Source organism: Acinetobacter sp., assembly GCF_049284435.1.
GTDB lineage: Bacteria > Pseudomonadota > Gammaproteobacteria > Pseudomonadales > Moraxellaceae > Acinetobacter.
In genome coordinates this window covers 1-3,148 of record NZ_JBAPXX010000103.1, presented here as the reverse complement: position 1 = coordinate 3,148, position 3,148 = coordinate 1, and the positions used below count along the sequence as shown (strand labels likewise).

The 3,148-nt window shown below is 48.3% G+C and carries 3 protein-coding genes; all 3 read right to left on the bottom strand.

Translation table 11 applies throughout. From position 1 onward, the window contains the following. A partial coding sequence (locus WAK81_RS09040) for an AMP-binding protein (RefSeq protein WP_422196548.1) occupies positions 1–697 on the bottom strand: 697 nt, incomplete at its 3' end. A gap of 59 nt (positions 698–756) precedes the next feature. Continuing rightward, complete coding sequence (gene pcaF, locus WAK81_RS09035) at positions 757–1,968, bottom strand: 3-oxoadipyl-CoA thiolase (RefSeq protein WP_422196549.1); 1,212 nt, start codon at positions 1,966–1,968, stop codon at positions 757–759. 11 nt (positions 1,969–1,979) lie between these two features. Further along, positions 1,980–3,148: 3-hydroxyacyl-CoA dehydrogenase family protein (locus WAK81_RS09030; protein ID WP_422196547.1), on the bottom strand; the 1,169-nt coding region annotated here is incomplete at its 5' end.

The window sequence follows — 3,148 nt, the reverse complement described above, 5'->3', positions numbered from 1 at the left end:
GCGCATCAATGCCTAGACGCTCTTCAATTTCCTTGCGCATTTCATTGGTCCATGGCTCTGCACCAAACACACCGGTTTTAATCGAGCAGTTTTTGGCTGTGCCAAATTTCTTCTCAAACGCTTCAATAATATTCAGGCAGTAAGATGGCGTGACCATCAGTGCAGTCGGCTTAAAGTCATGAATCAGCTGTGCCTGACGTTCTGTCTGTCCACCTGACATCGGGATCACGGTTGCACCCAAACGCTCAACACCATAATGCGCACCAAGACCGCCAGTAAACAACCCATAACCATAAGACACCTGGATGATATCTTTACTACTCAAGCCGGCTGCTCGAAGAGAACGCGCCACCACATCAGACCAGACATTAATATCATTTTGGGTATAACCAACCACAGTCGGCTGACCGGTGGTACCAGAAGATGCGTGCACACGTACAATCTGTTCCTGCGGCACGGCGAACATGCCAAACGGATAATTATCGCGTAAATCCTGTTTGGTGGTAAACGGGAATTTCGCCAGGTGTTCCAGAGAGTTAAAATCATCTGGATGCACGCCAGCATCATCGAATTTCTTTTTATAAACCGGGCTATTCTGATACGCATGCTGCAAAGTCTTTTTCATACGCTGTAGCTGAACACTGCGTAGCTCATCAACCGATACTTTTTCAATTTTTTCCATTGCATTGTTATTCATATTCTTACTCCTGACGCAGTCTTCCTGACCGCGATTTAATTTATTGATTGAATGCTGTCTTAATCCATATTTTCTAAAACCAGTGCCACGCCTTGACCCACACCAACACACATGGTGCACAGAGCATATTTTCCATTACGGCGTTTCAGTTCATGCATGGCGGTAATCACTAGGCGTGTTCCACTCATGCCCAGCGGATGACCCAAAGCGATGGCACCGCCATTCGGATTGATTCTTGAATCATCGTCTTGCAAGCCGAGTTCACGAATCACGGCCAGTGACTGTGAGGCAAAAGCTTCATTTAGCTCAATCACGTCCATCTGCTGCAAACTCAGTCCGGTCTGCTTCAAGACTTTCTGCACGGCTGGCACCGGCCCAATGCCCATATATTTGGCTTCAACACCGGCGCTGGCCATCCCGATCACTTTGGCTTTCGGGCTCAAACCATACTGCTCGGCAAACTGCTGATTCCCGAGCAATACGCAAGCCGCACCGTCATTGACACCCGAAGCATTGCCGGCAGTGACCGAACCGCCTTCTTTACGAAATGGGGTTTTTAAGGCAGCCAGATTGTCCAGTGTGGTCTCTGCACGCGGGTGCTCGTCCTGAGAAATGGTCAGGGTAATTTTCTTCGGGCCTTTGACCTCTACCGGCAGGATTTCTTCAGCAAGAATACCTTTTTGCTGCGCTACTGCGGTTTTTTGCTGGCTGTGATAGGCGAACAGGTCCTGATCTGCGCGACTGATCTGATATTTTTCAGCGACGTTTTCAGCTGTTTCCGGCATGCTATCGACGCCAAACTGGGCTTTAAATTTTGGGTTGATAAAACGCCAGCCAATAGTGGTGTCATAAATTTCTGGGGTCCGGCTAAAGGCTGTGATCGGTTTAGACTGCACAAAAGGCGCCCGGCTCATGGATTCTACCCCACCCGCCAAAATAAATTGTGCTTCACCCGATTTAATCGCACGTGCTGCAAGTCCAACCGCATCCAGACCTGAGGCACATAAACGGTTTACAGTGAGTGCTGGAACAGATTCAGGCAGCCCTGCGAGTAAAGCAGCCATACGCGCAACGTTGCGGTTATCTTCACCGGCCTGATTGGCACAGCCCAAGATCACTTCATCCAGTTCTGCCCATGGCAATGCAGGATACTGATCTTTGAGATATTGAATCGGTAGCGCTGCCAGATCATCGCTACGGATACTGCTCAGTCCACCGGCATAGCGTCCGATCGGTGTGCGTATTCCAGCAAAAATATAAACCTGTTCTATGATTGTTCCTTTTAGCCCGCGACGCGTAATGGTTGCTGCTGATTTTTCTGTGCATGTCCCTGCACCGCTTTCTTTGCTAAATATATACTAGTTCTATAGCGGTCTTCACCATAAACACGATACATATTTTTTAAAATTTGTAAAATTGTGTAATATCCAATTCTATCCGCCCACTCGAATGGACCACAAGGATAATTCACGCCATATTTCATAGCAGAATCAATATCTTGTTCTGATGCAATATCATGCAATACCGCTTCACAGGCTTCATTCACCAGCATAGCAATACTACGTATAACATAAAGACCTGGATGATCCTTAGACCAAATTGGTATCACATTCATACCTACAAGGAATAGCTCTGCCGCTTGGTGCTGTTCTTCACTACAGGCAGGTGATGCAACTACCGGAATCGCCTGAGCATTGGCCCAATCTGCATGCCAGTCCATCAACACCACGGGGTCATGCGGATAAGCCAGTTCAACTGACTCGCCGAGCGATAAGCGCAGCGAAACATCACCAATCAGGATTTCATTCTGTTCCGCCGCCTGAAAACTCAGTTCCACATGAGATGCCTGTTTTAAACGTTCAATCAGTGCGGGTGAATGCAGCCAGTCACCGCGCACGATGACTTTTAATTTGTTCAGTGATTTGGCATAACACACTGGCAATTCATACGCTGGTGCAGGCTTGGCCTGAGCGTAATCATAAAAACCCTGACCGGTCTTGCGGCCATAACAGCCGGCATCGACCAGCTCTTTTTGAATTAAGGATGGGCGGTAGCGCGGCTCATAGAAAAACTCCTGATAAACACTTTGCGTCACCGAAAAATTAACATCCTGTCCAATCAAGTCCGTGAGTTCACATGGCCCCATGGCAAAACGGCCACATTCGCGCATGATGTAATCGAGCTGTTCAGGTGTAGTGGCATTTTCCTGCAAGGCACGAAAGGCTTCGGCATAATAAGGGCGCGCGACACGATTGACGATAAAACCGGGGGTCGATTTGGCCCGTACTGGAACTTTATTCCAGTGTTTCATTAGCTCAAATACTGCATCGGCAAGGACTGCTGAAGTTTTCAGTCCGCGGATAATCTCGACCAGTTTCATCACGGGGGCCGGATTAAAGAAATGCAGCCCAATCACCCGTTCCGGATGCGGAATAGCCGAGGCAATTGCGG